Annotated in this window: 19 protein-coding genes, 2 pseudogenes and 1 riboswitch; of the genes and pseudogenes, 6 read left to right on the top strand and 15 right to left on the bottom strand. The window is 63.9% G+C overall.

Annotated features, from left to right (window positions below; genetic code table 11):
* The 3 genes and pseudogenes from AB1I47_RS30110 to AB1I47_RS30100 all read right to left on the bottom strand — a co-directional run.
* Positions 1–229, bottom strand: a pseudogene (locus AB1I47_RS30110) (allantoinase); the annotation flags it as partial.
* Positions 230–348: 119 nt separating this feature from the next.
* On the bottom strand, positions 349–1,755 hold the full coding sequence (locus tag AB1I47_RS30105) for a nucleobase:cation symporter-2 family protein (protein WP_354687333.1): 1,407 nt from the start codon (positions 1,753–1,755) through the stop codon (positions 349–351).
* 173 nt (positions 1,756–1,928) lie between these two features.
* Positions 1,929–2,711 (bottom strand): GntR family transcriptional regulator, encoded by a 783-nt coding sequence (locus AB1I47_RS30100; protein WP_354687332.1) that lies wholly within the window; start codon positions 2,709–2,711, stop codon positions 1,929–1,931.
* 300 nt (positions 2,712–3,011) lie between these two features.
* On the opposite strand from AB1I47_RS30100, the gene uraH reads away from it, so the two are divergent.
* Positions 3,012–3,365 (top strand): hydroxyisourate hydrolase, encoded by a 354-nt coding sequence (uraH, locus tag AB1I47_RS30095; protein ID WP_354687331.1) that lies wholly within the window; start codon positions 3,012–3,014, stop codon positions 3,363–3,365.
* A gap of 31 nt (positions 3,366–3,396) precedes the next feature.
* On the top strand, positions 3,397–4,608 hold the full coding sequence (locus tag AB1I47_RS30090) for a urate hydroxylase PuuD (protein WP_354687330.1): 1,212 nt from the start codon (positions 3,397–3,399) through the stop codon (positions 4,606–4,608).
* Between the two features lie 304 nt (positions 4,609–4,912).
* Here AB1I47_RS30090 and AB1I47_RS30085 read toward each other — a convergent pair whose 3' ends face one another.
* The 7 genes from AB1I47_RS30085 to xdhA all read right to left on the bottom strand — a co-directional run bounded on the left by AB1I47_RS30085 (position 4,913) and on the right by xdhA (position 14,716).
* Positions 4,913–5,488, bottom strand: coding sequence for a TMEM165/GDT1 family protein (locus tag AB1I47_RS30085; RefSeq protein ID WP_354687329.1), 576 nt, complete (start codon positions 5,486–5,488; stop codon positions 4,913–4,915).
* A 104-nt stretch (positions 5,489–5,592) separates the two neighbouring features.
* Positions 5,593–5,757, bottom strand: a riboswitch (yybP-ykoY riboswitch).
* Between the two features lie 49 nt (positions 5,758–5,806).
* Complete coding sequence (locus AB1I47_RS30080) at positions 5,807–6,958, bottom strand: fatty acid desaturase (RefSeq protein WP_354687328.1); 1,152 nt, start codon at positions 6,956–6,958, stop codon at positions 5,807–5,809.
* Between the two features lie 211 nt (positions 6,959–7,169).
* The gene (gene guaD, locus AB1I47_RS30075; protein WP_354687327.1) at positions 7,170–8,504 is read right to left on the bottom strand and encodes a guanine deaminase; all 1,335 of its coding nucleotides are present in this window, start codon (positions 8,502–8,504) and stop codon (positions 7,170–7,172) included.
* Positions 8,505–8,569: 65 nt separating this feature from the next.
* Positions 8,570–9,625 carry an adenosine deaminase gene (locus AB1I47_RS30070; RefSeq protein WP_354687326.1) on the bottom strand — a complete coding sequence of 352 codons (1,056 nt, stop codon included), beginning with the start codon at positions 9,623–9,625 and terminating at the stop codon, positions 8,570–8,572.
* A 40-nt stretch (positions 9,626–9,665) separates the two neighbouring features.
* On the bottom strand, positions 9,666–10,655 hold the full coding sequence (gene xdhC / locus AB1I47_RS30065) for a xanthine dehydrogenase accessory protein XdhC (protein WP_354687325.1): 990 nt from the start codon (positions 10,653–10,655) through the stop codon (positions 9,666–9,668).
* Positions 10,656–10,797: 142 nt separating this feature from the next.
* A complete protein-coding gene (gene xdhB / locus AB1I47_RS30060) occupies positions 10,798–13,176 on the bottom strand; it encodes a xanthine dehydrogenase molybdopterin binding subunit (protein ID WP_354687324.1) in 2,379 nt (792 codons plus the stop codon).
* A gap of 25 nt (positions 13,177–13,201) precedes the next feature.
* Positions 13,202–14,716, bottom strand: coding sequence for a xanthine dehydrogenase small subunit (xdhA, locus tag AB1I47_RS30055; RefSeq protein WP_354687323.1), 1,515 nt, complete (start codon positions 14,714–14,716; stop codon positions 13,202–13,204).
* Between the two features lie 231 nt (positions 14,717–14,947).
* Here xdhA and AB1I47_RS30050 point away from each other — a divergent pair, with 231 nt between their 5' ends.
* Both AB1I47_RS30050 and AB1I47_RS30045 read left to right on the top strand, forming a co-directional pair.
* Positions 14,948–15,895, top strand: a complete 948-nt coding sequence (locus tag AB1I47_RS30050; protein WP_354687322.1) for a LysR substrate-binding domain-containing protein — start codon at positions 14,948–14,950, stop codon at positions 15,893–15,895.
* Positions 15,896–16,271: 376 nt separating this feature from the next.
* A complete protein-coding gene (locus AB1I47_RS30045) occupies positions 16,272–16,625 on the top strand; it encodes a hypothetical protein (protein ID WP_354687321.1) in 354 nt (117 codons plus the stop codon).
* A 28-nt stretch (positions 16,626–16,653) separates the two neighbouring features.
* Here the strand turns inward: AB1I47_RS30045 and AB1I47_RS30040 are convergent, their stop codons facing one another.
* The 5 genes from AB1I47_RS30040 to AB1I47_RS30020 form a co-directional block, all read right to left on the bottom strand.
* The gene (locus AB1I47_RS30040) at positions 16,654–17,856 is read right to left on the bottom strand and encodes a JmjC domain-containing protein (RefSeq protein ID WP_354687320.1); all 1,203 of its coding nucleotides are present in this window, start codon (positions 17,854–17,856) and stop codon (positions 16,654–16,656) included.
* Between the two features lie 8 nt (positions 17,857–17,864).
* Positions 17,865–19,223, bottom strand: a complete 1,359-nt coding sequence (locus tag AB1I47_RS30035) for a hypothetical protein (RefSeq protein WP_354687319.1) — start codon at positions 19,221–19,223, stop codon at positions 17,865–17,867.
* A gap of 38 nt (positions 19,224–19,261) precedes the next feature.
* Complete coding sequence (locus tag AB1I47_RS30030; RefSeq protein WP_354687318.1) at positions 19,262–20,152, bottom strand: aKG-HExxH-type peptide beta-hydroxylase; 891 nt, start codon at positions 20,150–20,152, stop codon at positions 19,262–19,264.
* A 59-nt stretch (positions 20,153–20,211) separates the two neighbouring features.
* A complete protein-coding gene (locus AB1I47_RS30025; RefSeq protein WP_354687317.1) occupies positions 20,212–20,373 on the bottom strand; it encodes a hypothetical protein in 162 nt (53 codons plus the stop codon).
* 546 nt (positions 20,374–20,919) lie between these two features.
* Positions 20,920–21,753, bottom strand: coding sequence for an ABC transporter substrate-binding protein (locus tag AB1I47_RS30020; RefSeq protein ID WP_354687316.1), 834 nt, complete (start codon positions 21,751–21,753; stop codon positions 20,920–20,922).
* A gap of 143 nt (positions 21,754–21,896) precedes the next feature.
* Between AB1I47_RS30020 and AB1I47_RS30015 the strand changes: the two are divergent.
* A pseudogene (locus AB1I47_RS30015) lies at positions 21,897–22,730 on the top strand (substrate-binding domain-containing protein).
* An 87-nt stretch (positions 22,731–22,817) separates the two neighbouring features.
* Complete coding sequence (locus AB1I47_RS30010; RefSeq protein WP_354687315.1) at positions 22,818–23,429, top strand: DUF4126 domain-containing protein; 612 nt, start codon at positions 22,818–22,820, stop codon at positions 23,427–23,429.
* The last annotated feature ends 99 nt before the right edge of the window (positions 23,430–23,528 follow it).

Raw genomic sequence — 23,528 nt, 5'->3', positions numbered from 1 at the left:
ATTCGTAGATGCCCTCCATGCTCATATGGCGGTCGGGGTAGGCCGCGGCGCCAACGATTTCGGAGAGGAACTGCTCGGAAGCGGCGTCGCCGTGCAGTACGCAGTTTTCGCCGCCTTCCTCGTAGTTCAGGACAAACTGCACGGCGATGCGCGCGCCGCCCGGCCATTGGGCGTGCGGTGGCGTGGCGCCGTAACCGATGAGATCGCGTGGATAGTTCTGCTTTGTCATGTGTCGTTGCTTGCTTCAGGAGACCGGCCGGCACGCCGCGGCGCCCAGAAGAAGACGCCGCAAACTACGCAATCAGCGTGCCAGTCGTGCCGGGCGCGGCCGCGCCCGGGATACTTCGATTACTCGGTGCCGTGCGAGTTGGCGGCGGCGTTGCGCATCGCCTCTTCGCGCGACTGGATGCCGTTGTAGAACAGGTTCAGCGTCACGGCCACGAGCGTGCCCAGCACGATGCCGCTGTGCGTGAACGGCACGGTCCACTTGGGCAGGTACTGGAAGAACGTCGGCGCCAGCGTCGGGATCATGCCGAAGCCGATCGAGATGGCGACGATGAACAGGTTGTGGCGGTTGCGGTTGAAATCGCACGAACCCAGGATACGGATACCGGTAGCGGCCACCATGCCGAACATCACGATGCCGGCGCCGCCCAGCACAAACTGCGGCACCGAGGCCACCACGTGGGCCATCTTGGGGAACAGGCCGAAGGCGATCAGGATGATGCCGCCGGCCGCTGCCACATAGCGCGAGCGCACGCCGGTGACGGTCACCAGGCCCACGTTCTGCGAGAACGAGGTGTACGGGAAGGTGTTGAAGACACCGCCGATCACGGTGCCCAGGCCATCGGCGCGCAGGCCGCGGGTCAGGTCCTCATTGCTGAGCTTCTTGCCGGTGATGTCCGACAGCGCCAGGAACATGCCCGTTGATTCCACCAGCGTGATCAGCATGACGATGCACATCGACAGGATCGCGGTCAGCTCGAAGGTGGGGATGCCGAAGTGCAGCGGCGTGATGACGGCGACAAAGCTGGCTTCATCGAGGCCTTCGAACGAGACCTTGCCCAGCGCCATCGCCACCAGCGTGCCGGCGATGATGCCGAGCAGCACCGCGCAGTTGGCCACCAGCCCGCGGCCGTACTTGGTCAGCAGCAGGATGGTCACCAGCGTCAGCCCGGCGATGCCGAGGTTGGCCAGGTCGCCGTAGGCGAGGTTGGGCACTTCCTTGACCACGCCGTCGATCACCGCGCGCGTGGTGGGCTGGCCGCCGGCTGCCCAGTTGATGCCCACGCGCATCAGCGACACGCCGATCAGCGTGATCACGGTACCGGTCACCACCGGCGGGAATAACCCCAGCATGCGTCCCATCATCGGCGCGATCAGGATGCCGAAGATCCCCGACGCGATCACGGCGCCGTAGATGCCGAGCAGGCCCACATTGGGATCGGTGCCGATGGCGATCATCGGCGCCACCGAGGCAAAGGTCACGCCCATCATCACGGGCAGGCGGATGCCGAATTTCCAGAAGCCGATGGCCTGGATCAGCGTGGCGAGGCCGGCGGCGAACAGGTCGGCATTGATCAGGAATGCCAGCTGGTCCTTGGGCAGCTTGAGCGCGCCCCCCACGATCAGGGGCACGGCAACCGTGCCGGCGTACATCACCAGAACGTGCTGCAAACCGAGCGCGAGCAGGCGCCCGGAAGGCAAACGCTCGTTGGTGAGGTCCGTGGGGACCGTGGTGCTTGCTGAATTCATTGGTGTGTCTCCTCTCCTTTTGGTTTGATGGGAACGCTACTGCCCTGGCCGGGGTCCTGGGTGATCACCGGACGGTTTGTCGGCCTGCTGTCTCAGCACTCTCGTTTGTCAGCCGGGTGCTGTTTGCCGTCAGGCGTGGCCTTGTTGTCGGGGGCGGTGGCGGGAACACCGTGCTAGGTGGAGCGGCCTAGTACGCTGCGAAGATCAAAGCTGCCCGGCTCGTCCGGCTGCACGCGGTCGGCGCAGGCGCCGAGGTGGTGCGCCATGCGCGACTGGGCCAGCGCGGCATCGCCCTGTTCCAGTGCGTCGAGGATTTCCTCGTGTTCGTCGAACGAGCAGGCGTTGTTGCCCGGGGCTTCCACGCTGGCGATCATCAGCGTGGTGCGCGATACCAGCCGGCGCATCATGTTGACGAGCAGCGCGTTGCCCGACAGCTCCGCCAGCGCCGTGTGGAACTCGGCGGAGAGGCGAATCCATTTAGGCCGGTCATGCGTCAGGAAGGCCTGGCGCTCGCTGGCGACCATCTTGCGCAGCGGCGCGATCACGGCCTTGACGTCGGGCATGGCGGCGAGTTTCTCCAGCACCGCGCGCTCCAGCATCTGGCGCAGCTCGAACATGTCGTGCGCTTCGTCGGTGGAGGGGCTGGCGATAAAGGCGCCGCGGTTGGGTTCGAGGTCGACCATGCCGTCGGCGGCGAGGTGCGACAGCACCTTGCGCACCGTATGCCGCGCGGTGGCATAGATTTCGCACAGCGAATGCTCGGTCAGCTTGGTGCGCGGCGGCAGCCGGTGCTCCATGATCGCGTCGTAGATCTCGTGATACATGCGCTCTTCGACCGAGCCCTTGCGCGCGGGCTTGCCCGGCTTGCCAGGTTGGATCTCGGTCGGTTCCGCGTCGGCATTGGCGTCGGCATTGGCGTCGGCGTGGGCGGCAATCAGCTTCAGGCTCTTGGACATCGTGGCACCAGCAGTCAGGCGGGGCACCGTGAATCCCGGGTATCAGGATGCGGTGATCCAAAAATTGTTGACAATTATTTGGTTACGGCCTCAATATTGTCAACAAAACCGAGTCAGGTTTTCGACAACTCAGGGTAATCCCTGAATTGCCAACCGGGTAGGTGCAGGCGCATTGTCGCCACGCACCAACCCAGCGCCGGGATGCGTTACCAGACGTACCGAGCGGGCACCATCTCCCACAAATGGTGCTAGTGAAGGCAGCGGCGCCCCTCACAACCCAATCGCAAAAGGACAAATACGATGGGACGCTTGACCACCCACGTACTCGACACCGCTGCCGGCACGCCCGGTAAGGGCATGTCGGTTACTCTCCATAAAATTGTCGACAATCGCCGCGAAACCCTGAAGACCGTGGTCACCAACCACGACGGCCGCTGTGACCAGCCGCTGCTGGAAGGCGCGGAATTCGCCGCGGGCGTGTACGAGCTGGAATTCGCTGCCGGCGATTACTTCCGCGCGCAAGGCGTGAAGCTGCCCGAGCCGGCCTTCCTGGACGTGGTGCCCCTGCGCTTCGGCATTGCCGACGTCAATGCGCACTACCACGTGCCCCTCCTGGTATCGCCCTGGTCGTACTCGACCTACCGCGGCAGCTAATGCGGTGGCATAGGGAAACAGGAGACAAGACATGGAAGGCTATATCCTCGACTGGGCCAATATGCTGCTGCGGTGGGTGCATGTCATCACCGCGATCGCATGGATCGGCTCTTCGTTCTATTTCGTGTGGCTGGACAACAGCCTGACCAAGCCCACCGCGCCCGACCTGAAGGAGAAGGGCGTCGACGGCGAGCTGTGGGCCGTGCACGGCGGCGGCTTCTACAACCCGCAGAAGTACCTGACCGCACCCAAGGCGTTGCCGGAGAACCTGCACTGGTTCTACTGGGAATCCTATTCCACCTGGATGAGCGGTTTCGCGCTGCTGGTGGTGCTGTACCTGTTCAACGCCAGCACGTTCCTGATCGACAAGAATGTGTTCGACATGTCGCCCGGCGCGGCGGTCGGGTTCGCAGTGTCGTACCTGCTGATCGGCTGGATCGTCTATGACGGCATCTGCCGCCTGTTCGGCAAGAGCGATCGCGTCGTCGGCATCCTGGTGGCGCTCTATATCGCTGCCGCTGCCTATGTGGCCTGCCATATCTTTTCGGGCCGCGCGGCGTTCCTGCTGACCGGCGCGATGGTCGCCACGATCATGAGCGCCAACGTGCTGGCGTGGATCATCCCGGGGCAGCGCAAGGTGGTCGCGGCGCTGAAGGCCGGCCAGCCGGTGGACCCGATCCACGGCAAGCGTGGCAAGCAGCGCAGCGTGCACAACACCTACTTCACGCTGCCGGTGCTGTTCGCGATGTTGTCGAACCACTACAGCATGACCTATGCCCACAAGTACAACTGGGTGGTGCTGATCCTGATCATGCTGTCCGGCGTGCTGATCCGCCAGTTCTTCATCCTGAAGCACAAGGGCAAGATCAACATCCTGTGGCCCGCCGCCGGCGTTGCCGCGCTGGCCGTGGTAGCGGTGATCATCGCGCCGCAGCCGCGCCCGGCCGTCGCCAGGGGCGAAGGCGGCGAAGCTGCTGCGGCCACCGTCAGCTTTGCCAAGGTGCAGGAAGTGATGAACGCGCGCTGCGTGCAGTGCCACGCCGAGCAGCCGAAGATGATGCCGACCGCGGCCAAGGGCATCAAGCTCGAAACTGCGGAGGACATCAAGACCCACGCGCAGCTGATCTACCAGCAGGCGGTGCAGCAGAAGGCGATGCCGCTGGGCAATGTGACGCAAATCACTGACGACGAACGCGCGCTGCTGGGGCAGTGGTTCGAAGGCGGTGCCAACACCGCCAATTGATCGGATATCCGTGCATCGGTGATCGACGGTCCGGAGGCTGGGTAGTTGGCAGCCGTCAGTACCGGACCGGCGAGGGTTTGAACGGGGCTTTGTGCCCCGTTTTTTTGTTGGCGCGTTCGAGTACGTCGCGTCGAGAGGCTCTGGCCCTCTTGCCCGGGCCCTCTCCCGCGCGCGGGAGAGGGGAGAACACCACCGCCGTTTGCTATGCCCGCGGTTTGCTCCCCTCTCCAGCTTGCGGGAGAGGGGCGGGGGATAGGGTAGGCGCGTCTGCGAAGTCAGGCCTTCAACTGGCCTGCTGCACAGTTCATCCCCCGATATTCAACAACGCCAACACCCCCAACGTCAGAAAAATCGCCGCCGCAATCTTATGCACCAACGCAATCGGCATCCTGTTGGCAAACTTGTCGCCCAGTAGCACCGCCGGCGCATTGGCAATCATCATGCCGAAGGTCGTACCCGTCACCACCGCCAGCACCGTATCGCTGAAGCGCGCCGCCAGCGCCACGGTGGCAATCTGCGTCTTGTCACCCATCTCGGCAAAGAAGAACGCAACAATGGTGGTGCCAAGAATGCCGATCGCACCTTTCACCGGTCTGGCCTGCTCGGCATCATCGAGCTTGTCCGGAATCAGCATCCAGGCCGCCATCGCGATAAAGCCCAGCCCCAGGATCCACCGCAGCAGGCTTTCGCCCAGCACTTGCGTGATCCAGCCGCCGAGCGCGCCGGCAAAGCCGTGATTGACCAGCGTGGCAATCAGGATGCCAAGGATGATGGGAATGGGTTTGCGATAACGCGCTGCCAGCACCAGTGACAGCAATTGCGTCTTGTCGCCCATTTCAGCAAGGGCGACGATGCCTGTGGAGACGAGGAAGGCTTCCATGTTGTTATGTGGGGTAACCGGGCCGCAATGCATCGCGAGATGCCAATGACGCACACCTTTCCCGGCCCGGCCAGAAAGGTATGGTCATCGGTCTCGCCAGGCATGGACGCTGCCGGGCCAACAACAACTGGCCGGGCGGGTCCGGAGCTGCGCACGCCATAACCGCAAGCGGTCAAGTCTGTTGACGTACGCCCCTGTCCCCCGAAGTCCGCATTGCGCGGCGCGGTGAGAGCAGGGCGGCTACTCCCCAATGGAAGCCGCGATTATAGCGGCAGCGGCGGTGGTCGTCCACCGCCCCCATGGGCGCTGATGTGGCGTTCAGGCCGGCACCGGCGCGTTGTCGCTGGTCTGGCGGCCGCGGAAATCGGTCCAGCACAGCGCCTTGAAGTCATACAGTTTGCAGCGGCGCGCGGTGTCGAAATACCAGCGCCACGAGAAGTTCTCGATGATGATGCGGCCCGGCAGCGCGTGCTCAAGCAGCGCCTGCGCGCGCTTGAGGCGGTACAGCGGCACGCTCATGTCGACGTGGTGGGCGGTGTGTTCCATGATGTGATGCAGCGCCGCGCCGATGCCGTGGCGGAAGCGCAGGTGCACGGTGGTCGAGACGAACGGCTGCGCCCTCGCCCACATCGCCTTGGTGTCGTACCACGCGACGCTGGTGTGGGTATGGTGCACGTACAGCACGAAGCCGACGGTCACATTCCAGACCAGGAACGGCAGCACGAAGCCGGCGCCCACCAGCATCCATGCCGACTGGCTGGTGGCGTACGCCAGCCCGATCAGCGCGCCGATCCACGCTAGCCCGAAGGCTGCCACCAGCAGGCAGTCGCCCAGGAAGATCGCTCGGCGCGTCGCCATCTGGCGCTTGCTGGGGAAGAACAGCTTGCACCACCAGATCTCCACCAGGTAGTACAGGCCCGGACCGAAGCCCGTGCGGTAGATGCGCTCCATCACGCGGCGCCAGCGCGGCAGCGCGTTGAATTCTTCGAGCGAGTAGGGCGCCCAGACGAAGTCGAAGCCCTTCAGGTTGGTGTAGCCGTGGTGCACCACGTTATGGCCGACTTCCCACAGGCTGTAGGGCGTCAGCGACGGCAGGAAGGTCAGCCGGCCCAGCCATTTGTTCAGGCCGCGGCGCGGCGTCAGGCTCTGGTGGCAGGCATCGTGGCCGATGATGAACAGGCGCGCGATCACCAGCCCTGCCAGCACGCCCAGCGCGAGCTTGGCGGCCCAGTGCGTGGCCAGCACCACGCCGGCCAGCACGGCGGCGAACAGCAGGTAGTCGAAGGCGAACAGCAGCAGCGCGCGCGGCGTGCTGCGCTGGCCAAGGGGAATCAGCCAGCCACGGAGGATCTTGCGCGACGGCAGCGGAGCGTCCGGCGCGATCGGCTCGGGGAGGGGCGCGCCGTGGGGCTTGTCGTTGGGCGCGGCATGCGGGGCATGGGCGCGCTGCACGGATTGGAAAGCGGTCATGCAGAACCTTCTGGTTGCGATCGGATTGGTGTCGGTGCGGCGGCATGCAAAGCGGCCGCAGCGGAATCGCAAAGGTTAGAAGGCTTTGTCGGAAATGATCTTGACGGGCGTCAAGCCAGTGGGACGCGCTAAGCGGTAAAAGCGCGCCCGCCGCGATGGCGGCGGGCAGCGGGGATGTGAAGTGACGATGAAGTGGCGGCGAAGTGGTGAATCAGGCAGCCGCAGCGTGGCTCGGCACCCGGGCGGCTTCGCCCATCACATAGACGCTGTCGATCACGCGGTCGTCGCCCAGCATGGCGAACGCGAACAGCTCTTCTTCCAGCGATTCCGAGCGGTTGCTGCGGCGCGCGATCAGCGGCGTGGCCTTCGGGTCCAGTACGATGAAATCGGCCTCGCAGCCAACGCTGAAGCTGCCGACGCGGCCGGTCCAGCCCAGCGCCTCGGCCGCCGCGCGCGTGGCCAGGTAGAACATCCGCATGGCGCTCAGGTAATAGCCGCCCATGCGTGCCACCTTGTGCGCCGCGTTCATGGTGCGGAACATCGAGAACGAGGTGCCGCCGCCCACGTCGGTGGCCAGCGTCACGTTCAGGCGGTTGGCATCGGACTGGTGGAAGTCGTAGAAGCCGCTGCCCAGGAACAGGTTCGAGGTCGGGCAGTGCGCCACCGCGGCGCCGCTGTCGGCGAGCCGGCGGCGGTCGTCCTGGTCCAGGTAGATGGCGTGGCCGTACATCGCGCCGGGGCGCAGCAGGCCGTAGCGGTCGTAGACGTCGAGGTAGCTGCGCGCGTCCGGGAACAGCTCGGCTACCCATTTGACCTCGTCGCGGTTCTCGGCGACGTGGGTCTGGATAAACGCGTCCGGATACGCGCGCGCCAGCTCGCCGCAGGCGGCAAGCTGCGCTTCCGTGGAGGTCGGCGCGAAGCGCGGCGTGATGGCGTAGCCCAGGCGCCCCTTGTTATGCCAGCGCGACATCAGGTCCGCGGAATCCTGCGCGCCGCTCTGGGCGGTATCGCGCAGGAATTCGGGGCAGTTGCGGTCCATCAGCACCTTGCCGGTAACCATGCGCAGGTTGCGCGCCTCGCTTTCGGCAAACAGCGCCTCGGCCGAGGCCTTGTGCACGGTGCTCCAGACCACCGCGCTGGTGGTGCCGTTGCGCAGCAGTTCTTCGGTGAAGAAACCGGCGACGCCGCGCGCGTAATCGGGATCGGCAAAGCGGCGCTCTTCGGGGAAGGTGTAGGTGTCGAGCCAGTGCAGCAGGCCCGGCGACGGCGACGCGATCATGTCGGTCTGCGGGTAGTGCACGTGGGTGTCGATAAAGCCCGGCACGATCAGCTTGCCGCGGTGGTCGATCACCTCGGCATCGGCCGGGATGCGCTCGGCCAGTTGCTGGTAGTCACCCGCGGCGGTGATGCGCCCGGCTGTGACGATCAGCACCCCGTCGTCCCAATACTGATACGCGTCCTCATGGAACTGCGGGTCGCGCAGGAAATGCAGCACGCGGCCGCGGATGGCGCGGGTCAGGGATGGGGTCGTGGGGGTGGTCGTCATGGTTTGTCTCTTCTGGCCGGCCCGCGCGCAACAAGCGGGCGGGCCGGATTTGGCATGCGCCGCGCTCAGGCCGCGGGGGCCGTTGCGGGCGGGGACTTGGGCGAGTCCGACCAGAAATGGTCGACTTCCGCCAGGTACTCGGCCTTCTGCATGGCGGGCAGGAAGGCCGCTTCAAAGCTGTTGCGCGCGAGCTTGCGGGCGTCGGCCGCATCCAGCGGCAGCGCGTCGAACGTGGCTTCCCAGTTGGCGTTCATATAGCCGCCGAAGTAGGCCGGGTCGTCCGAATGGAGCGTGATCATCACGCCGGCATCGAGCATGCGCTTGAGCGGGTGGTCGCGCAGATCGGGATAGACCTTGAGCTTGACGTTGGACAGCGGGCACACGGTCAGCGCCACGCGCTCGCGCGCCAGGCGTTCCACCAGTGCCGGATCATCGATGGCATGCACGCCGTGGTCGATGCGCTCGGCCTTGAGGATGTCGAGGGCATCGGTGACGTATTGCGCCGGGCCTTCCTCGCCGGCGTGGGCCACGAGCCTGAGACCCAGCTGGCGCGCCCTGTCGAACACACGCGCGAACTTCTCCGGCGGGTTGCCTTGCTCGGACGAATCCAGCCCCACGCCGACAAAGCGGTCGCGGTAGGGCAGGGCAGCTTCCAGCGTGGCGAAGGCATCTTCCTCCGGCAGATGGCGCAGGAAGCACAGGATCAGGCTGCTGGAAAAGTCATACTCGGTGCGCGCCTGCGCCAGCGCGTCGGAAATGCCGTCGATCACCACGCCGATCGGCACGCCGCGCGCGGTATGGGTCTGCGGATCGAAGAAGATCTCGGCGTGGCGGACGTTGTCGGCGACGGCGCGCTTGACATAGTCCATCGTCATGTCGAAGAAATCTTCCTCGGTAAGCAGCACGCTGGCGCCGGCGTAGTAAATGTCCAGGAACGACTGCAGGTCGGTGAAGGCGTAGGCGGCGCGCAGCGCCTCGACGCTCGGGTAGGGCAGCGCCACCTGGTTGCGCTGGGCCAGCCGGAAGATCAGTTCCGGCTCGAGTGTGCCTTCGATATGCACATGCAGTTCTGCCTTGGGGGTGCGGCGGATCTTGTCCGCGAGCGCGGCATCGATGGTCATGGGGGCCTCGTTTCTTCTGTGCCTGCCGGCAGGCACGGGTTCAGGGATGCACCGCCTCCGCGCGGCCCGCCCGCAGCGCGGCGAGGCGCTGTTCGCGGACCTGGAGCAGCTGGGCGACGATGGCTACCGCAATCATAGCCGGAGCTTTGTCGGTGATCCCGGGAACCCCCATGGGGCATGTCATTTCCGCAAACCTGGCCGGGTCGATGCCGTGCTCGGCCAAGCGGTGTTCGAAGCGCGCGCGCTTGGTCTTGGAACCGATCAGCCCGAAGTAGGCGAAATCGGTGCGCTTCAAAATTTCTTCGCACAGGGTCTGGTCGAGCGCATGGCTGTGCGTCATGACCAGGAAATAACTGCCCGCGGGCGCCTGCGCGGCCACGGCCTCGGGCGTGTCGCTGGCTTCGGCCTCGACGTTGTCGGGCAGCCCGCCGGGAAACAGCGTGTCGCGCTCGTCGACCCAGTGCACGCGGCACGGCAGCGTGGCCAGCACCTTGACCAGCGCATGGCCGACGTGACCGGCGCCGAACAGCACGACATGCATGGTGTCGGGCACCAGTGTGTCGATCCAGCTGCCGTCGGCGTGCAATACCACGCCGGGAAGGACGGCATGGCTGTCGCCACAGGTGATCGCGCCGCTGGCCGGCACCTGCCGCTGCAGCGCCTTGCCCGCGGCAAAGCCGCGTTCCACGGCATCGAGCCAGCCGAGATCGGCTTCGCCCAGCACCTCGAAGGCGAGCTGCACCACGCCGCCGCAGCACTGGCCCAGCGCCGGCCCGAGGGGAATGCGTTCAATCCGGCGTTGCTGCCCGCGCACCAGCATCTCGCGCGCGATATCCATGCCGCGCCACTCCAGATGGCCGCCGCCGATGGTGCCGACCAGGTCGTGCTCGCTGACCAGCATGCGGATGCCGGCCTCGCGCGGCGCGGAGCCCTTGACCTCGACGATGGTGACCATCGCCACCGGCACGCCGTCGCGCACCATGCGGGCGGCGTCGGCGAAGCGGAAGGGTTTGAGCGGTGCGTCCTGCATGTCGGGGGCCTTGTGGTGATGCGTGGTATCGCTTGTGTCAGAGGTGGCGCGCGCCTGCTTCTTCCACCGGCCCCTCGCCTGTCAACGCAGTCGAGGGGGGAAAGTCCGGGGCGCCCGCAGGCGCGCGCTTCCTTGCCATCGTTCAGGCCGTCTCTGCAGCCTCTTGCGCAGCAGCCTGAGCCACCGCTTCCCGTACGGCGTCGACCGCATCCAGGATCGCCTCGCTGGTGGCCGGCGCCCTCAGCGGCGGGTTGAGGCGATAGTCGCCCACCGCGGCGATCGCGTCGCGGATCGCGAAGAACACCGAGAACGGCAGCAGCAGCGGCGGCTCGCCGACCGCCTTGGAGCGGTGGATGCTGTCTTCGACGTTCTGGTTCTGATACAGGCGTACGTTGAATGCCTCGGGGCAGTCGTTGACCGTCGGGATCTTGTACGTCGACGGCGCGTGCGTCATCAGCTTGCCGTCCTGGTTCCACCACAACTCCTCGGTGGTCAGCCAGCCCATGCCCTGGATGAAGGCTCCTTCGACCTGGCCGATATCGATCGCCGGGTTCAGCGAGCGGCCCGCGTCGTGCAGCGCATCGGCGCGCAGCAGCTTCCATTCGCCGGTCAGCGTGTCGACCAGCACCTCGGAGCACGCCGCGCCGTAGGCGTAGTAGTAGAACGGGCGGCCCTGCAGCTTGCTCTGGTCCCAGTGCAGCTTGGGCGTGGTGTAGAAGCCGTCGGACCATAGCTGCACGCGTGACAGGTACGCTTCGCGCGCCAGGTCGCCGAACGACAGGCGCAGCTCGCCCGCGCTGACGAGGTCATCGTTGAAGCTGACTTCCAACGGTTCCACGCCGGCCTTGCGCGCGGCGAACGCGGCCAGGCGCTCGCGGATCTGGCGCGCGGCATCCTGCGCGGCCTTGCCGTTCAGGTCGGCGCCCGTCGATGCGGCGGTGGCCGAGGTGTTGGCCACCTTGCTGGTATCGGTCGCGGTCACGCGCACGCGTTCCATGCGGATGCCGAGCTCGTGCGCCACCACCATCGCCACCTTGGTGTTCAGGCCCTGGCCCATCTCGGTGCCGCCGTGGTTCACCAGCACCGAGCCGTCGTTGTAGACGTGCACCAGCGCGCCGGCCTGGTTGAAGTGCGCCACGTTGAACGAGATGCCGAACTTTACCGGGGTAATGGCGATGCCCTTCTTCAGGATCGGGCTCTGCGCGTTGAACGCGCGCGTGGCCTCGCGGCGGGCGCGGTATTCGCTGGTTGCCACCAGTTCGTCGATCAGTTCGTGGATGACGTTGTCTTCCACGGTCTGGCCGTAAGGCGTGACGTTGTTCCCGGTCTTGCCGTAGAAGTTGGCGCGGCGCACGTCGAGCGAATCCTTGCCTACGGTGCGGGCGACGTTGTCCAGGATGTACTCGATCGCGAACGCGCCTTGCGGGCCGCCGAACCCGCGGAAGGCGGTGTTGCTCTGCGTATTGGTCTTGCCGCAGTAGCCGTCGATCTGCACGTTCGGCAGCCAGTAGGCGTTGTCGAAGTGGCAGATGGCGCGCGTCATCACCGGGCCCGACAGGTCGGCAGAGAAGCCGGCGCGCGATACCATCTCGACCTTGACGCCCTCGATGCGGCCTTCGTCGTCGTGGCCGACCTCATAGTCGAACACGAAGTCGTGGCGCTTGCCGGTGATCATCATGTCGTCGTCGCGGTCCGGACGCAGCTTGACCGGGCACATCAGCTTCCATGCGGCCAGCGCGGCGCAGCAGGCAAACAGCGCCGACTGCGATTCCTTGCCGCCGAAGCCGCCGCCCATGCGGCGGCATTCCACCAGCACCTGGTGCGCATGCCAGCCCAGCATATGCGACACCGCGTGCTGCATCTCGGTGGGATGCTGGGTCGAGCACCACACATGCATGCTGTCGTTCTCGCGCGGCGCGGCGTACGAGATCTGCCCTTCCAGGTAGAACTGCTCCTGCCCGCCCAGGCGGATCTTGCCGCTGTCCTGGTGCGAGGCGCTGGCGATATGCGCGGCCGGCTCGCCGCGCTTCAGGTGCATCGGCGGCAGCACATAGCTGCCGGCCTGGTGCGCGGCCTCCGGCGACAGCACCGGCGGCAGGTCTTCGTATTCGATCGCGCCAAGGCGCGCCGCGCGGCGCGCGGCATCATGCGAGCTCGCCACCACGATAAAGACCGGCTGGCCGATAAACTGCACCACATCGCGTGCCAGGATCGGGTCGTCGTGGATGATCGGGCCGCAGTCGTTGCTGCCGGGAATGTCGTCCACCGTCAGCACGGCGACCACGCCAGGTGCGGCGCGCACCTTGTCGAGCGAAATCGACTTGATGCGGGCGTGCGCGCGGGTGCTCATGCCGAGCGCGGCGTGCAGCGTGCCGGCCAGCTCGGGGATGTCGTCGGTGTAGGTGGCAGTGCCCGCCACATGCAGGTGGGCGGATTCATGCGGACGCGAGATGCCGACCTGCGGAACCGGTTCGGCGGCGACGCTGGCGTCGAGCAGGAAGGGTTCGGTTTGCTTGTTCATGCCGATGCTTTCCTTTTTCTCCGGCTCAGGCCGTGGCGATGGCGATGGCGGCCGTGGCAGACCCGGCGCCGGCGGCGCGCACGTTGACGGCTGCCGCGGGCAGCGCTTCATTGCTGGTTTCCAGCCAGAAGCGGTACAGCAGGTTGGCGGCGCCGCGGCTGCGGTACGAAGCGGTCGCGCGCATATCGGTCAGCGGCGTGTAGTCCTGCGCCAGCGCGGCCATGCCGGCACGGGCGGTGGCTTCGTTCCACGGCTGGCCGGTCAGGGCCGCTTCCGTGGCGGCGGCGCGCTGGGGCGTGGCGGCCATGCCGCCGAACGCGATGCGCGCCTCGCTGACGATGCCGTCCTGCACGGTGATGCCGAATGCCGCACACACAGCGGAGATATCCTCGTCAAAACGTTTGGACAGCTTGTAGGTGCGGAAGTGCTGCGGGCCCGCCACCGGCACGCGCAGCGCGGCGACGAATTCTCCCGGCTGCATCGCGGTCTTCTGGTACGCCAGGTACAAATCTTCCAGCGGCAGCGTCCGGCGCGTCTCGCCGTGCTGCAGCACCACTTCCGTGCCCAGCGCGATCAGCGCCGGCATCGAATCGCCGATCGGCGATCCGTTGGCGATATTGCCGCCGAGCGTGCCGGCATTGCGGATCGGCAGCGAAGCAAAGCGCTTCCACATTTCTGCCAGCTCGGGATGCGCGGCGTTCAGCGCGGCATAGGCCTTTTCCAGCGTCACCGCGGCGCCGATCTCGATCATGCCGTCGCGCTCCCCGATTCGGTTCAGGTCCTCCACCTGGCCCACGTAGAGCAGGTTGCCCAGCTCGCGGAACTGCTTGGTCACCCACAGGCCGACGTCGGTGCTGCCGGCCAGAATGCGGATATCAGGCTGCGCCGCCTTGATGGCGCCGAACTCGGCAGCGGTGCGCGGCGCAAAGAAGTCTTGCCCTTGCGCGCGGTAACGGAAAGTCTCGCCGCGCTTCAGGTTGCGCAGCGTCTCGGCGATCTGCTCCGGGTCGAGCTTGCTGGCCGCTGGGGCAGGCAGGGCCATCATCCGCTCGCCGGCATCGATGATCGGGCGGTAGCCGGTGCAGCGGCACAGGTTGCCGGTCAGCGCGTCGCAGATGGTCTGGCGCGAGGGCGCTTCGCCGCCGGGCGTGTGCTGCTGGTACAGCGCCCACAGCGACATCACGAAACCCGGGGTGCAGAAGCCGCACTGCGAGCCGTGGCATTCGACCAGGGCTTCCTGCACCGGGTGCAGCGTGCCGTCGGCCTGGCGCAGGTCTTCGACCGTGATCAGGGCCTTGCCGTCGAGCGTGGGCAGGAACTGGATGCAGGAGTTGACGGCCTTGAATTCGATGTCGCCGCCGTCCTGCAGCTCGCCGATCACGACGGTGCAGGCGCCGCAATCGCCTTCGGCGCAGCCTTCCTTGGTGCCGGTGCAGCGTGCGTCTTCACGCAGGTACTGCAGCACGGTGCGGGTAATGGGGGCGTCGGATACTTCCTTGACCTGGCCGCGGTGGAAAAAGCGGATGGTTTGCGTCTCCATGGTCTTCTCTCTCTTGGGGATGGCGCAAACATAGCACCCGGGCCTTCCATGCAATATTCGGCCCAGGTGATATGCGCCATCAGCGGGCACGCCGGTCGGTGTCCTGCCGCACCCAGCCGGCGACGCCGGCCGGGGCGGATTTGACCGATTGTGGGGTGCGTGTCATACACTATGCGCCGTTCCCATCCCCCACGCCACCCATCCGGCCCGCGCCGGAGGACTGCCATCGCCATGCACGGACGCGACCATCTCGATACTTATTTGCTGCGGGTGCTGCACACCCTGCTGACCGAGCAGAGCGTGACCCGTACCGCCGTGCGCCTGGGCCAGTCGCAGCCCGCCATCAGCAATACGCTGAAGCGCCTGCGCGAGATCACCGGCGACGCCATTCTGGTGCGGGGCAAGAGCGGCATGGTGCCGACCGAGCGCGGCCGCGAACTGCTGGCGCTGGCCGAACAGAGCCTGGCCGCGATGGACCGCATCGCCCGCCCGCCGCAGCAGTTCGATCCCGCCACCACCACGCGCACCTTCCACCTTGGCGCGCCGGACTACCTGGACGCCTTCTTCCTGCCCAATATCGTCGAGCGCGTGCGCCGGCTGGCACCGGGCGCCAAGCTGTTCGTGCACCCGATGACATCGTCGTCCGACTTCCTCGAAGACCTGGAGCAGGGACAGCTCGATATCGTGGTCGGCAACTGGCTGTCGCCGCCCGAGCACCTCCATATCTCGCCGCTGTTCGACGACGAAGTGGTGTGCATGCTGGGCGCGCAGCATCCGCTGGCGCGCAAGGGCCTGACGCTCAAGCACTACCTCGAGATGCCGCATCTGGCGCCGGCCCCGTATGCGTCGATGCAGCGCAGCATGATCGATCAGGCGCTGGCCGAGCAGGGCTACAAGCGCAATATCCAGGTCACGCTGCCTTACTTCGGGCTGGTGCCGTATGTGCTGATGAAGACCGACATGGTCTTCACCACCGGCCGCCAGTTCGCGGCGCACTACGCGCAGTACCTGCCGATCCGGATGGTGCCGTCGCCGGTATCGTTCCCGCGCATGCGCTTCTACCAGCTATGGCATGAGCGCTGCCATGCGGCGCCGGATGTGATGTGGATGCGGCGGATGATTGCGGAGGTTGCGGCGGATTTGCCGCAGTTGCCGCGGTTGGAGGCGGAAGCTGGGTGAAGGCCGGCGCGGGGATGGTTTTTATCTCGTTCGGAGATGCCTGGGGCACGCAGATGCTGACAAGCCTCTCTAACGCCCGCGATGTGGCCCATATACCTCCTCCCAGGCGTGCAAGTGGAAAGGCGCCCGCTATGCCAAAGCGCTACCTCCAGTCGGAGGCGGGCTTGTCCGGATGGATGGCCGGCTATTATCAGGTAACAATACTTCCTGATCCTGTCTTATGGCTGGAGAATAAGGTCGCAGCGACTATAGGGCGAGAATAAAAATACTAAAATGATAAATGTTGAAACTTGAAATTGTCACGCTTAAAGACAAGCGGTAAATTGACCTCCGACTGTGGACATTTAATCTGATAATTTTGTTGAGAGGTCATTGAATGCTAGAGGTGCGCACCTCTCAACGCGGTGAGACGCTGATCACCATTCAGGAGGTGCGTCACCTGGCAGGGATTTTCCCGTCCGCGCTTGATGTGGAGGTGCATCGCGATGATGAGAAATTTTGGATAGTCAGATTCCGCATGGGGCAAAAGGAATACATACTGTCCACCGTCCGAGGCGCAGTCAGACGATGGCGCCAGCTTGATCCCGTTGTGGATTTTCTGTGCGCGCATCATCGAGATTTCCGCAGAGTGCGTATTCACTCGGCACTAAGAGTGCTGTCCCCTGACCCCGGGCCTGAACGGACTTTTGTGCTGGAGTGGGAAGCCGCTGAGCTGAAGTCAGCCGATTGAGCACGTCACGCTACGCTGTGTCCTTCATTCAGTGCTCTGCATCTCGAGCGTCATGGGCTTTCGAGATTAGCCCTCTGTCCAAAAGCCGTTCAACGGCCGCCGTGACCGTTTCGCGGTCAGGTATGCAGTCGCCAATGGATGCCTGAATGTCAGCAAGTGAGCTGAAATGCTTGTATGACAGCGCGTCCAGTATCCGGTACTCGGCGTCGCTGATGTTGTACTGCCGACCCAACGCGCTGATTTTGCGTGCCGTGTCTTTTCCATCCATGGGGGCGACGACGGAGAAGCTGTACGGCAGCCGCCGATACGAGTCTGCAGCACCGACACGATTCAGCGTTGGAAACGAGGGGGCAATCCGGTTCGCTGCGTAATTCGTATAGTAGGCCCTCAGAAACTCGCGCAGAGTATCCTCTGAAGTAACCTTGCCGAAAAAGGTCGAGCACTCAGCGGCCAATGCGGCTAAATCGTCGCTGGCCATCCTGATATCTCGGAACGGCGGACCGTACTGATGTTGCTGCATTAGCCAGCAGAGAAACTCGGAGATGGTGGGGTAGACGATGCTGACTGTAACGTGCAGGCTCGGTTCGTCGAGGGCCACCACGTCATGCCAGGTTCCCTTCGGTACGAACATGATGTCGCCTTCCTGCAGAAGCATGGTCTCAGCCCGATCGCCAGCGCCGGGGTCACGCAGGTTTTCAACTGTCGCCCTGCTGGAGGAGCCCGCAGTGCGGAAGAAGTGCCAGTGCTTGCGGCCGTTGAACTGAATCACGATAACATCATGATCGTCATGATGGGCGCCAAAGCCAGAGGTCGAGCCAAACGAGAAGTACGCATTGGCTGACGACTGCGCATCGAACCTGGCGCGTATAGTCGTAGTGAGCGCCTCGATTCTTGGAATCAGTTCATTGGTGGCTTCCAGTACGCCGGTAACACCAAGGCCCATCAGCCGGTGCAGTTCATTGATGGAGAGGAAGTCCGTGGGGCGGCCGAACTGATCACGTGCTTGCCGAAAGGCAAGCTTATTCGAGGTGCTGAAATCGTCCGCCTGCGACAGGCGGAGGCGATCATTTGTGATCCTATGGGTTGAGAGCAAATGATTGAGATGGCGCCAGGAGAATACGGATTGGAGATAGGCAGCGTCAGTCCGGCCTTTCCACAGCCGCCGTTGCATGTAACTCAACATGAACGCTTCTGAATCCAGGATTCTCTCTGCGAGGCTTTGTGGGTTCATGACAGCTCCTAGTGTCTGATCTCGACAACAACCCGTTGCTTACTGAGATTCTCGAGCATCTCGTCAACAACTTGCTTGTTGCTGGCATCCAGGTTTGCGTCCCACTCGTCCAGCAGCAGGTATCTTGCTTCGGGATGGCTGGCGATTTCCATTAGCTGGGCAACGGTGCGCTGACCTGTCGATTGCGTGCCTGACGCAGAACGCCAATGGAGCTTGCCGTGGTGGCTGGGTACCAACAAGGCATCGCAGGACAAGGCCTTCTTAAGTACATGTAGCAGCGTGGACTTTCCAGATCCGTTGGCGCCGCGGATCGTGAAGCGTCCCTTGCTACTGTTGCGAATCGCTTCTACGACGGGTTCATAGTGGTGAACCGGTGAGCCGTTGATCGAGATCGAGCTGCAAGGTGTGTCAGGCACGCGCCCAGGTTCCGTGAGGCTGCGCTCGGCGTCCATCAATACTTGGATCCGAGCGCTCACCGCTGTGAAATCGAGCAGCCGATACACCAGGGCGCTGAGCGAATTCAGAATGTGAAAGATTCGCGTCAGACTCACGAAGACCGCGGCAATCAATGCCGGTTCAGTGGTCCTGCTGTAAACCGCGCCGACCATCAGGTAGATGGTGGGGGTCAGTGATATGAAGGCGAGCGCAAGGTTGCCGCCTTGCTTTGCCAGTTGCAATTTGTTCGAGCACTTGTAGTAGCGCGACGCGAGTTCATCCCGGTGGCTCCTCCATAAATCGAAGTTGTATTGGTTCCCGAGCACTGAGTTATCCCAGATATGCGAAAGGGTTTCGCTATAGGCGATGAAACAGGCTTCTGTCCGAGTCGACAGGCTATGTACGCTACGTCGCAGGAGAAGGATCAATGCAGCGGCAGCAAGAATGCTAACGGTATAGCCAAGGGCCAAGTTACCCGGAAGGAGAAGTGACAGCACGAGCATGCTCAGGGCGCTATTCAGGATCAGACTGGCGAAATCATGGATGAACGTCAGGTAATCCCTCAGCGCAACGAAAGAATTCCGGGAGTAGACTGATTCGATCGTTTCTCTCAGCGCAATGTTGCGATGATGCTCGGTAAGGGCATAGGTGGATTCTGGCAGGTGCTCCGAAAACGCACGATGGGCACGATTGATCCATAGCTGCAGCGTCAGCAATGACGCACAACCAGGTAGATAAGGCAGAAGCATTGCCGCGAGGTAAGCTGATAGGTATGGGGTGAAATCCCCTCCGGCCTGGAAGATTTCAATTAGTCGCGTTAGGAAATAGGACGAAGCTGCAATGACGCTTTGATGGACAATGACAAGCCCCAATGTCCATGCTGCGGCGGGATGCAGGAAGATGTCCCTCCACTGAAATGGTCGCGGCGTCATCGGGTCTCGGTTGTGTTAAGAATCATGAGACATGGCGCTCAGTGCGTCTTGTTGACAGTGGAACCAGTAGATAGTCTTTCGCTGATTTCCCTCAGGTTCTCAAGGATCTCGCATGCGCGATCCTGGAAGACCCGGTCCGAGGTCGGTTTGCGCGTGACTGCTTCCATCGATGCAATTGATTCGCATACTTGCCGGTGCAGTGCGGGTGTAGGGGGATGGATGGAGGGACGCACCGGATGTCCCAGCAGTTCTTGCCGCAGCAGAAGAATTTCGGTGGCAACTACAGCGCTATGCAGAACTTTGTCTAGCGGGCGAGGTACATGCAGGATGGCGGATGTGGCCCATGTACTCCGCTCGACGATTAGCTGGTAATCGTAGTGAGAGTGCGTGAGTTCATCGATGAACATGGTTTGGTGTGTCAGTTCATGTACCAGGAGTTCGATCACGTCATGCAACGTATGGTGAATGCGTGGATTGGCCCAGATCACGCCCAGTGCGGCGGACGTGGAACCCGCTTTGGCGATGCCGGACGGCAGAATGAAGACGTCCGTGACCACCGTGTCAAACAGAACCCGATGCTCGGGTGAATACAGGGCCAGTTCTTGCAGGGCTCGTTCAAGCAGCGCATGCTTTTCGGGTGCCTCGGGGTCTTCGCTCTTCTCTATGACAATGGATTGGGCCTTGTCGTCTAGCAGGGAGTCATTCACGAACAGCGGGCGAAAGCGATTGGCTTCGTCGGGGTCTGTCACGATCCTGGTTGTCCCGACCGCGCCAGCGGGGTGACGGCGCTGAGTGCGCTCTATGAAACAACGGTAACCAGCCTGGAGATCGCGCAGTGACTTGAGGGATCGTGCTGAGGACAGGCCTTCGGTGCCGATCAGCGTGACCAGGTTGCTGATTTGTTGCTGGGTTCCGGATTGGAGGATCATGGCGAAGCTCCTGGCGTGCGTGCACGGCGCTCAGCGAGGAGCGCCGTGTGGTGATGGGATCAGGCCTGATCTTCGTAGGCGATCATGTTCAAGGGTTGATTCATATTCCAGGCGCGGCCCTGAATCTGCCGCTCTGCTTCCTGTACAGCCACAATGGTGTCTTGCTCCGTGATGGCTTCCGCGGAAGACTGGACGATCGAATTGAAGTCGGTTTGTTGCATGGTAGCTCCTTTTGATAAAAGGCCATCTTGTCGATGGAAGGCCCAGAAATGGTGCTGTGTCCGATAGCGCTGAAAATCGCTATAGGAAGATTCCTACCGCAAATTCAAGTGCTTCCGCTTTGCGCACCCCTCGATGGCGCGACATCCGGATCTCCAAGGAAATGGGGGAGTCAGAATATCGCTGGAATGAGAATAGGAATAGCCTGGTGTTTTTTCAATGCGTTGGATTGATTTTGTTAGATAATGGGGATTTGAAAATCAACTTCCGAATCTGTTGAGCAAATCAGGATATTGCTCGATCTCGGCCGTCCTCGAATGCGAGTTTCATCGCGGCCGGGGTGGTCGTGTGCTGTCCGAGGGCTTGCGTGGGATTCCCCGTGGAGGACCAGACGAAAGGAGGAGGGCGAATCGTCAAAAAGCGACGCGGCCGGATCATGTTCCGGCGCAAGGCTGGGTAGCGCGCCCTGCCTAATAGGGGCGCGCGTATTCCGGTTAAATGGGGAGCAGGTTAGCAGTCAAGGTCGCGCTGCCACGATACTACGCCGCTCATCTTCTGTTGTAGCTTGGATGGAACAACTGTTCGCCTCCCACCTTGTAGCTCTCAATCGCATCCTGCCCCTCAGTCGAAGTTATCCACTCCACCAGCTTCATCGCATCCTTGTAGTTGATCCCCGGATGCTTCGCCGGGTTGACCGCGATGATCCCGTACGGATTGAACATCTTCGGATCGCCTTCGATCGCGATGGCCAGGCCGGTCCTGGCGCGATAGGCGCCATAGGTAGCGCGGTCTGACAGCGTATAGGCCGGCATCTGCGCCGCCATCGTCAGCACCTCGCCCATGCCCAGGCCGGCGTTGACGTACCACGGCTGGCCCCTGGGTTCGATGCCCAGTTGCTTCCAGTAAGCCTTCTCCATCACGTCGGTGCCGGAGTTGTCGCCGCGCGAGATGAACTTGCTGCCGCTGTCGGCCAGCTTGCGGAAACCCGCCAGCACGTCCTTGCCACCCTTGATGCCGGCGGGATCGCTGGCGGGGCCGACCACGATGAAGTCGTTGTACATCACGTCGCGCCGGTTCACGCCGTAGCCGGCGGCGATGAAGGCGTCTTCCATCTTGCGGGCGTGGACCAGCAGCACGTCGACGTCGCCCATCTCGCCCATCTTCATGGCCTTGCCCGAGCCGACCGCAATCACCTTCACGGTGACGCCGGTCTTCTTCTCAAAGCGCGGCAGCAGGGACTTCAGCAGGCCGGAGTTCTCGGTACTGGTGGTAGTGGCCAGCTTCAGCGCTCCGGCATGGGCTGTCGACAGCAAGGCCAGGCAGGCGATGGCCGTGGCGCGGCACAGGTGATGAGGCAGGCGATGGGCGACCTTGGGCGACATCCTGTGGCTCCTTTCTATTATGCTTCTTTGGACATAATTGCCTTTCTCTCCGGGGTTCAGGGAGAATGCGGCAAACTACACAAAACAGGGTCATTCATTGTCATCCAGTCGAATTCCCAAAGTAAATATGCAAGGGGGAACATATGACGTTCCGCTTTGATTTATTTCCCGTGATCGCCGCGGACGACAATCCGCGCGCCAACGGCAAGGTATTCCAGCTCCTGAAGGCGGTGCGCGAGACCGGCTCGCTGCACCGTGCTGCGCGGGAGATTGGCCTGTCGTATCGCCACGCCTGGGGTGTGATGCGCGCCTGGGAGGAAATGCTCGGGCGCAGCATGCTGGACATGGAGCGCGGCCGCGGCGCCGACGCGTTTCGGCGAGCGCCTGCTGCGCGCCGAGCTGCGGCTGCGCGAGTCGCTCGAGCCGGCGGTGCAGAAGGCGATGGCGGAGTTCATTGCCGAGCTCGACGACGCCCAGCAGCCGCAGTCGTGCGTGCATTTCACCGGCAGCCATGACCCGGCGGTGGAGGTGCTGGCTGCCGCGCTGGGCCAGGCCGACACGCCGCTGCGGCTCGACACCGTGTTCTGCGGCAGCGTGGAAGGGCTGATCCGCCTGCAGGAACGGCAGTCGGAGCTGGCCGGCTTCTATGTCTCGCCGGTGCGGACCGCCGGATCGGTGGCGCATGTGACGCTGCGCAAGTGGCTGCGGCCCGCCGCGGTGCGGCTGCTGCGGCTGGCATGGCGCGAGCAGGGGCTGATCGTCGCGCCCGAGGTGGCGCGGAGGCCTATTACCTGGCGCTGCGCAAGAATGACCAGACCGCGGGCTGGATGGCGGCGCTGCTGGCGCTGCTTGCCGATCCCGCCTTTGCCCGGCGCATCGAGGCACTGCCCGGTTACACCATGGCCGAGCCGGCTGGCGTCCTGACGCCGCAGGAGGCGTTGCCGTGGTTTGGGCCGGACGGCAAGGAAGAGAGCTGAGGCGCGCCGCCGCGCCGCCTGCCCGGTCCGTATTACACTCCTTGCGAGGGCGCCCCGCGTTGGCGCCCGCCCCTTGCAAGGAGCGCCATGCTGGAAACCGCCGCGCTGGCCGCGGGCATGTCCTGGGCCAGCGGTTTTCGCCTCTACCTCGCCGTGCTGGCCGCCGGCGTGCTGGCACGCCTGGGCTGGCTGGAGCTGCCGCCCGGGCTGCAGGCGCTGGCGTCGTGGTGGGTCATCGGCGTGGCGGCGGTGCTGGCCGTGGCCGAATTCGTCGCCGACAAGGTGCCGGGCTTCGATTCGGTCTGGGACGGCATCCATACCTTTGTGCGCATTCCCGCCGGCGCGATCCTGGCGGCCGCGGCCTTTGGCGAGCTCGACCCGCAGTGGGTGGTCGCCGCCGGGCTGATCGGCGGCACGCTGGCCGGCACCGCGCATGCAGCCAAGGCCGGCTCGCGCGCGCTGATCAACCTGTCGCCGGAACCGTTCTCGAACTGGGCTGCCTCATTCACCGAGGACCTGACCGCGACCGGCAGCCTGCTGCTGGCTTTCTTCCTGCCGGTGGTGTTCCTGGTTTTGCTGGCAGTGTTCCTGCTGGTCGCGATCTGGCTGATTCCCAAACTGTGGCGCGGCGTGCGCCGGCTGCATGCGAGCCTGCGCGCCAGGACCGAACGACCCGATACCTTGCCCGGCGGGCGCTGACTGCCCCGCCGGCTTTTCCCGACTGACCCGAGGCGCACCCCCGCCAAGATCCAAGAACCGAACAAACCGATGCCCCCCGAGTCCGCCATCGCCCCGACC

The organism is Cupriavidus necator (assembly GCF_040578825.1).
Lineage (GTDB): Bacteria > Pseudomonadota > Gammaproteobacteria > Burkholderiales > Burkholderiaceae > Cupriavidus > Cupriavidus necator_E.
Note: the sequence above shows the minus strand (reverse complement) of the source record. Positions and strands in the feature narration are given on the sequence as shown.

Coding starts and splice junctions, on each gene's coding strand:
- xdhC (WP_354687325.1), bottom strand. CDS start 10,655: ATGCAGGACGCACCGCTCAAACCCTTCCGCTTCGCCGACGCCGCCCGC.
- xdhB (WP_354687324.1), bottom strand. CDS start 13,176: ATGAACAAGCAAACCGAACCCTTCCTGCTCGACGCCAGCGTCGCCGCC.
- guaD (WP_354687327.1), bottom strand. CDS start 8,504: ATGACGACCACCCCCACGACCCCATCCCTGACCCGCGCCATCCGCGGC.
- AB1I47_RS30025 (WP_354687317.1), bottom strand. CDS start 20,373: ATGCAACAAACCGACTTCAATTCGATCGTCCAGTCTTCCGCGGAAGCC.
- AB1I47_RS30020 (WP_354687316.1), bottom strand. CDS start 21,753: ATGTCGCCCAAGGTCGCCCATCGCCTGCCTCATCACCTGTGCCGCGCC.
- xdhA (WP_354687323.1), bottom strand. CDS start 14,716: ATGGAGACGCAAACCATCCGCTTTTTCCACCGCGGCCAGGTCAAGGAA.
- uraH (WP_354687331.1), top strand. CDS start 3,012: ATGGGACGCTTGACCACCCACGTACTCGACACCGCTGCCGGCACGCCC.
- AB1I47_RS30105 (WP_354687333.1), bottom strand. CDS start 1,755: ATGAATTCAGCAAGCACCACGGTCCCCACGGACCTCACCAACGAGCGT.
- AB1I47_RS30050 (WP_354687322.1), top strand. CDS start 14,948: ATGCACGGACGCGACCATCTCGATACTTATTTGCTGCGGGTGCTGCAC.
- AB1I47_RS30080 (WP_354687328.1), bottom strand. CDS start 6,958: ATGACCGCTTTCCAATCCGTGCAGCGCGCCCATGCCCCGCATGCCGCG.
- AB1I47_RS30010 (WP_354687315.1), top strand. CDS start 22,818: ATGCTGGAAACCGCCGCGCTGGCCGCGGGCATGTCCTGGGCCAGCGGT.
- AB1I47_RS30040 (WP_354687320.1), bottom strand. CDS start 17,856: ATGAACCCACAAAGCCTCGCAGAGAGAATCCTGGATTCAGAAGCGTTC.
- AB1I47_RS30045 (WP_354687321.1), top strand. CDS start 16,272: ATGCTAGAGGTGCGCACCTCTCAACGCGGTGAGACGCTGATCACCATT.
- AB1I47_RS30100 (WP_354687332.1), bottom strand. CDS start 2,711: ATGTCCAAGAGCCTGAAGCTGATTGCCGCCCACGCCGACGCCAATGCC.
- AB1I47_RS30070 (WP_354687326.1), bottom strand. CDS start 9,625: ATGACCATCGATGCCGCGCTCGCGGACAAGATCCGCCGCACCCCCAAG.
- AB1I47_RS30035 (WP_354687319.1), bottom strand. CDS start 19,223: ATGACGCCGCGACCATTTCAGTGGAGGGACATCTTCCTGCATCCCGCC.
- AB1I47_RS30085 (WP_354687329.1), bottom strand. CDS start 5,488: ATGGAAGCCTTCCTCGTCTCCACAGGCATCGTCGCCCTTGCTGAAATG.
- AB1I47_RS30030 (WP_354687318.1), bottom strand. CDS start 20,152: ATGATCCTCCAATCCGGAACCCAGCAACAAATCAGCAACCTGGTCACG.
- AB1I47_RS30090 (WP_354687330.1), top strand. CDS start 3,397: ATGGAAGGCTATATCCTCGACTGGGCCAATATGCTGCTGCGGTGGGTG.